At 69.4% G+C, this 6,180-nt stretch carries 6 protein-coding genes and 1 pseudogene; 2 read left to right on the plus strand and 5 right to left on the minus strand.

The annotated features are described in order from the left end of the window. The 4 genes from AC2VOR_RS02405 to AC2VOR_RS02420 form a co-directional block, all read right to left on the minus strand. Positions 1 to 502 (minus strand): cytochrome c biogenesis CcdA family protein (locus AC2VOR_RS02405; RefSeq protein ID WP_486963136.1); only part of this gene is annotated, 502 nt, incomplete at its 3' end. Between the two features lie 90 nt (positions 503 to 592). After that, positions 593 to 1,129, minus strand: coding sequence for a fasciclin domain-containing protein (locus AC2VOR_RS02410; protein WP_486951331.1), 537 nt, complete (start codon positions 1,127 to 1,129; stop codon positions 593 to 595). 235 nt (positions 1,130 to 1,364) lie between these two features. Next, entirely contained in the window at positions 1,365 to 2,063 is a 699-nt protein-coding gene (locus tag AC2VOR_RS02415) for an anti-sigma factor (RefSeq protein WP_369737644.1), read from the minus strand. After that, positions 2,060 to 2,617, minus strand: coding sequence for a sigma-70 family RNA polymerase sigma factor (locus tag AC2VOR_RS02420; RefSeq protein ID WP_369737643.1), 558 nt, complete (start codon positions 2,615 to 2,617; stop codon positions 2,060 to 2,062). The genes AC2VOR_RS02415 and AC2VOR_RS02420 overlap by 4 nt, the downstream gene beginning before the upstream one ends. 152 nt (positions 2,618 to 2,769) lie before the next feature. On the opposite strand from AC2VOR_RS02420, the gene AC2VOR_RS02425 reads away from it, so the two are divergent. Beyond that, the gene (locus AC2VOR_RS02425) at positions 2,770 to 4,254 is read left to right on the plus strand and encodes an AlkA N-terminal domain-containing protein (protein WP_369737642.1); all 1,485 of its coding nucleotides are present in this window, start codon (positions 2,770 to 2,772) and stop codon (positions 4,252 to 4,254) included. Next, positions 4,251 to 4,733 (plus strand): methylated-DNA--[protein]-cysteine S-methyltransferase, encoded by a 483-nt coding sequence (locus AC2VOR_RS02430; protein WP_369737641.1) that lies wholly within the window; start codon positions 4,251 to 4,253, stop codon positions 4,731 to 4,733. The genes AC2VOR_RS02425 and AC2VOR_RS02430 overlap by 4 nt, the downstream gene beginning before the upstream one ends. 329 nt (positions 4,734 to 5,062) lie before the next feature. Here AC2VOR_RS02430 and AC2VOR_RS02435 read toward each other — a convergent pair. Then, positions 5,063 to 6,180, minus strand: a pseudogene (locus tag AC2VOR_RS02435) (IS1380 family transposase); the annotation flags it as partial.

Here is a 6,180-nt window from a genome sequence, read left to right on the forward strand (position 1 = left end):
ACGCGACCGTCAGCACCGCGGTGACCGGACCGATGGAATCCGTGGCGCCGGCCACCGCGATGGCGGCGAGGACGGGCCCCGCGCAGGGGACATAGAGCGCGCCCAGCGCCAGACCCAGGCCGAACCCGCCGCCGTCCATGCCGATGGATTTTTGCGGGATGCGCGCGAACGGCCGCTCGAGCAGATGCTGGACCGGCGGGAAGATCAGGCCCAGGCCGATCGCGGCGAGCGCGGTGAGCGCGGCCCAGCGGATGGCGTCCTGCGGCAGGTGCAGCAGGGACAGCAGTGCGGAACCGGTCAGCGTGACCAGGCTGAAGCTGACCACCAAGCCGACGACGACCAGGTAGGGCCGCAAGGGCCTCGACCGCTTGCGTTGCGGCACATCGTCGTTGGCGGCGTTTGGGGTGCCCACGAAGAAAATCACCGGAAGCACCGGGAGGATGCACGGCGAGACGCCCGTCAGCAGGCCACCGAGGAAGCCGATCAGCGCTACGGTCAACACGACAGTTATTCGTGGCCGCTGCGGTCCCGGATTGGTGCCTATCGGGAAGAACAGCCCGACCGTGGCCGGGCTGTTCTCGTCTCGCCCGCTCTACTGACCCGGAGGCATCAGCACGGTGTCGATCATGTACGCCGTCGCGTTGGCGGTGCGAACGCCACCGCAGACCAGACCGGCGTCGTTGACCTTGAGGGCGTCACCCTGGCCGGTCACCGTCACGGTGGCGCCCTGCAGGGTCGGGTGGGCGCCGTCGACCCTGGCCGGACTCTCCTGACCCTGCACCACGTGGTAGGTCAGGATGCTCGTGAGCAACGGGGCGTCCGTCTTGAGTTTGTCGATGGTGGCGGCCGGCAGCTTGCCGAAGGCGGCGTCGGTCGGGGCGAACACCGTGTACTGGCCGTTGTTCAGCGTGTCGACCAGGTTGACGTCCGGGTTCAGCTTGCCGGACAGCGCCGACGTCAGGGTGGTCAGCATCGGGTTGTTCGACGCGGCCGTGGCAACCGGGTCCTGGGCCATCCCGGCGACGGAGCCGGGACCGCTGGGGTTCTGCTTGGCGTAGGCGGCGCAACCGGTACCGATCAGGTCGGCAGCGGGGTCGGCCATGGCCGACGTCGTCGTGGGTGCCGCCATGCTCGACGGCGTCGTCTCAGTCGTCGACGACCCGGACGCCGACTTGTTGCTCGAACACGCCGAGAAGCCGACGACCGCGATCGTCGCCAGACCTGCCGCGGCGACTGTTCTGGCCCGAGAGTCCTTCATCGCTTTTGCACTCCTTCATCACGGACGGCCTCCTGCGCCGCCTTTCGACCGGACGCAGGTGATTCGGAGACACCGCGGCCGCGGATGGGTGCGGGCAGTGATCCGTTCAGCGCAGCGGCAACTCGGCCAGTATCGCCCCGGTCGGCTGGGCCGAACCGGTGCCGGGTTCGACGGTGAACGCCAGGGCCGTCGAGGCGCCGAGGTTGGACAGCGTCGCGGTGGTCGAGGGCGCTACCGCCGCCGTGCCCATCGTCCCCGCCGAGGTCGCGCCCTTGGCACTCAGCAACCACATCTGGTAGACGGTGCCCGGTGACGGTGGCGGGACGTTGTTCATCACCAGCACGCCCGCGTTGCGATCACGGGAGAACACCACCGTGGCCGTGCCGTCCGCGAGCGGGCGGGACACCGTTCGCACGTCCGGGGCGGCCAAGACTTGCGCCGCGACCGTCGCGGGGGGATGCGGCCGCATCAGCACGCCGACACCGAAGGCGACCGCTCCGACCACGATTGCGGCCGCCGCGGAAGCCACGGCCGCGTTCCGCCAACCCGACCGCCGCTTGCCGGGGGATTCCGCCGCCGCCAGCGTGGCGGCCCGCAGCCGGGGCGGCGGCTCGACCGCTATCGCCGCCGACGCGACTGCCAGCGTCTCGCGGATGGCGCGGACTTCGGCCTCGAAGGCCGCCGCCAGCGGCCGCGGGGCGGCCGCTACGCGCCGCTCGATGTCGACGCGTTCCGCGTCCGACACGGCGTCGAGCGCGTACGGCGCGGCCAGTTCGAGCAGTTCGAATTCGGTCGGTTCGGTCATCGCACGTCCAGACAGTTCCGCAGGCTCCGCAGCGCGTCGCGCATGCGCGATTTGATCGTCGACAGATTCGCGTCCAACCGCTGCGACACTTCGCTGTAGGTCAATCCCTCGTAATACGCCAACTGGATACACTGCCGCTGCGTGTCGGTCAATGCGTCCAGGCATTCGGTCACCGCACGACGTTCCTCACCGGCGATCGCCGAGTCGACGACCACGTCGCCCGGCGGCTCGGCGCTGGAGGCGGCGTAGCGAGACTCCCGCCTGCTGAACGCCTCCTCGGAGCGCACCCGGTCGACGGCGCGCCGGTGCGCCATGGTCAGCAGCCAGGCCAGAGCCGAACCTCTGGCCGGGTCGTACTCCCCCGCCGTGCGCCACAACTCGAAATAGATCTCCTGGGTTGTTTCCTCGCTGTAGCCAGGGTCACGCAGCACGCGCATCACCAGTCCGTACACGCGGCTTGCGGTGAGGTCGTAGACGGCGGCGAACGCGGCACCGTCGCCGCGCGCGACTCGACGCAGCAATGCGTCCAGCTCGTCGCGCGGTCGTCCACTCATCGATGGGTAGCCTATGTGAGCTCCCGCGCGCCGGTCTTTCTTTCACGCTGGTGATTCGAAGCTGCCGGACAGACGGACGAGCCTTCCCCGCACCCCACTTTGATGTCGCATTCCCGCCAGCTTTGTCGGCGGGCGGGTGTAACTGTGGAGACGTGCACGAAGACTTCGAACGCTGCTACCGGGCCGTGCAGTCCAAGGACGCCCGGTTCGACGGCTGGTTCGTCACCGCCGTGCTCACGACCCGGATCTACTGCCGGCCCAGCTGCCCCGTGCGACCACCCTCTGCCCGCAATGTCTGGTTCCTTCCGACCGCGGCGGCCGCCCAGCGGGCGGGGTTTCGGGCCTGCAAGCGGTGCCGTCCCGATGCGTCGCCGGGCTCCCCCGAATGGAACGTGCGCGGCGACCTCGTCGCCCGCGCCATGCGGTTGATCGCCGACGGCACGGTGGACCGCGAAGGCGTCGGCGGCCTGGCGGCGCGCTTGGGCTACACCGCTCGGCAACTGGAACGTGTGTTGCGCGCCGAAGCCGGCGCCGGCCCGCTCGCGTTGGCCCGCGCGCAGCGGGCGCAGACCGCGCGGCTGCTGATCGAGACCACCGACCTGCCGTTCGCCGACATCGCTTTCGCCGCCGGGTTCTCCAGCATCCGCCAGTTCAATGACACCGTGCGTCTGGTGTTCGAAGGCACGCCGACGGCGATGCGCCGGAGCGTGGCGACTGGGCCACGACGCTCGACATGCGAACCGTCCCCGGGGCCGGTGAACCTGCGGCTGCCGGTCCGCATACCGTTCGCCTACCAGGGCGTGTTCGGCCATCTCGCCGCTACCGCTGTCCCCGGTTGCGAAGAGGTCCGCGCCGGCGCCTACCGGCGCAGCCTGCGGCTTCCCGCCGGCAACGCCGTGGTAGCCCTCACGCCCGCCGCCGACCAAGTGCGCTGCCGCCTGGTGCTCGACGACTTCCGCGATCTCGCCACCGCGATCGCGCGCTTCCGGCGACTGCTGGACCTCGATGCCGATCCCGTGGCGGTGGTCGACGCGCTGGCCGACGACCCGGCGCTCGGGCCCGTCGTGGCTCGGTCCCCGGGGCAGCGCATTCCCCGCACCGTCGACGAAGCCGAACTCGCGGTGCGCGCGGTCCTGGGCCAACAGGTGTCCACCAAGGCCGCAGGGACTCACGCCGGCAGGCTGGCATCGGCTTACGGCGACCCGATTCAGGACCCCGACGGCGAATTGACCCACACGTTCCCCTCGGTCGATCAACTCGCAGAGCTCGATCCGGCACTTCTGGCGGTGCCCGGGGCCCCGCGGCGGACGCTGGCCGCCCTGATCTCCGGCCTCGCCGATGGGCATATCGTGCTGGATGCCGGCAGCGACTGGAGCGGAGCACGTGCCCAATTATTGGCGCTGCCGGGAATCGGCCCCTGGACCGCGGAGGTGATCGCCATGCGCGGGCTCGGTGACCCCGATGCATTTCCCGCCGGTGACCTCGGCTTGAGGCTGGCCGCCGAGCGGCTGGGCTTGCCCAGCCGGCAACGGACCCTCGTCGAGCACAGCGCTCGTTGGCGTCCCCGGCGTTCGTATGCCACCCAACATCTGTGGACCACGCTGCCACATGCGGTAAACCATTGGGAGGTCGCATGATCGAGTACCGCACCATCGACAGCCCGATCGGGTCGCTGACCCTGGCCGGGCACGGCACGGTTCTGACCAACCTGCGCATGGTCGACCAGACACACGAACCGAGCCGCGCCGGCTGGTCACCGGCGCCGAGGGCGTTCGGCCACGCGGTCGAGCAGATCCGCGCTTATTTCGCCGGGGAGCTCGTCGAATTCGACCTCGACCTCGACCTGCGGGGAAGCGAGTTCCAACAGCGAGTTTGGCAGGCGCTGTTGACGATTCCGTACGCGGAGACCCGGTCGTACGGACAAATCGCCGCACAGATCGGCGCCCCCGGTGCTGCGCGCGCAGTCGGGTTGGCCAACGGCCGGAACCCGATCGCGATCGTCGTGCCCTGCCATCGCGTCATCGGCGCAGGCGGAAGCCTCACCGGTTACGGCGGGGGGCTCGAGCGCAAACGTGGCCTGCTGGAACTGGAGAAAGGCGGGCGCCGGCGCATGTGAGACACCCGCTGGCGCGACCGGGATCCTGGAGAGCCCGCCGAGGCGACTGCCCTGAGCCCCCCACACCCACGGACGGGCGCACCGCTGCCACGCCCCCCGGCGCAGGGGAGTTCACCGTTCGCTGCCCACAGATCGACGAATCTTGCCAGAAAGGAAAGGAAAGACGCCTAACCTCGAAATTTCACGGTGATGGCGTGGTGGCCTGAGCGGGTTCGGATTGGCGTTTTTTGGCCTCGGGGCGTGCTCGGCGGCCCGAGGGCGTCGGGTGGCACCGGGGTCCTTGGCTCCCGTGGGGTTTTTCGTCTCGTAGGGTCAGGTCGTTGCGGTGGTCAGGTCGGCGCTGGTAGGGCGTCGAGCCTGGTCACGGCGGCAGCCAGCAGGTGCGACCATCGACTGTGGCTGGCCAGGCGCAGGTGGGTCTGGCGGGCGTGGCGGCTGATGCGGGCGGCAATCGAGAACAGCCGCAGGCGTAGCCGTTTGGGTTCCCAACGCCGCGCCGGGTGTGCGGTCAGTGCCAGCATCTGCATCCAGGTGGTCAGCTCGCAGGCCAGTTGAACGATGGCGCACCAGATGCGGTTCTGGTCGAAGCTGTGCAGTGGAAGATTGGTCAGGCCAGTGTCTTTGGCGATGCGGATACGGTCTTCGCAACGGGCCCGGCGCCGGTGGCGTAGTTCCAGGTCGGGGAGCTGGCCGCGGGTAGCGTTGGTAACGAATGCGGTCAGGCGCAGTCCGTTTCGGTCGGTGAACCGCAACTGGGCGCCCGGGTGCGGGCGCTCTTTTCTGATGATCAGTCGCATCCCGGGCGGCCAGTCCGACAGGTCGACCATGCCGGTGGCTTCAGCGACCCAGGCGCCGTCGCGGATGCCGCCGTCGGTGTCATAAGCCGGGGTCCACGCGCGGTCGGGGATCGCATCGATGGCCTCGGTGATGGCCTCGGTCAGGCCGAAGCCGATCGAATACCCCAGTCGCCGTTTGGCCAGGTATTCCAGGAACTTGTGGGTGCCGCCGCCGGCATCGGCCCGCACCAGGACTTTGCGGCCGACCCGATAGGCGGGATCGCCCGGCAGTTGCGCGAGTGCGTCGATGAGTACCTGCTTGTGGTCGGCGGCGGTGTTGGACCCGGCGTTGCCGGGCCGCAGCAGCATCGCCAACGGTTCCCCGGTGCCGGCCTGCCCGTGGTCGGCAAACGCGCACAACGGGTGAAATCCGAAGCCCCGCTTGTATGTTGATGCCGCCTGCTGCTTTTCGGAGTGGGCGGTGACCAAGGGTTGCGTCGATGTCGATGACCAACGGCGTCTCGGCGTCGATCCCGTGATCGGGGGCATCGGGTCCCGCAGCAGACCATGCGGTAGCCCGGGCGGTAGCTCGTGCGGTGTTGATCGCAGCCAACGCGGCATCGGCATCGGCGGCCAACGTGGCGATCAACCGCGACACGGTGGGATCGGAT

This window comes from Mycobacterium sp. TH-M103 (genome assembly GCF_057473785.1).

Coding starts and splice junctions, on each gene's coding strand:
- AC2VOR_RS02410 (WP_486951331.1), bottom strand. CDS start 1,129: ATGGCGGCACCCACGACGACGTCGGCCATGGCCGACCCCGCTGCCGAC.
- AC2VOR_RS02415 (WP_369737644.1), bottom strand. CDS start 2,063: ATGACCGAACCGACCGAATTCGAACTGCTCGAACTGGCCGCGCCGTAC.
- AC2VOR_RS02420 (WP_369737643.1), bottom strand. CDS start 2,617: ATGAGTGGACGACCGCGCGACGAGCTGGACGCATTGCTGCGTCGAGTC.
- AC2VOR_RS02430 (WP_369737641.1), top strand. CDS start 4,251: ATGATCGAGTACCGCACCATCGACAGCCCGATCGGGTCGCTGACCCTG.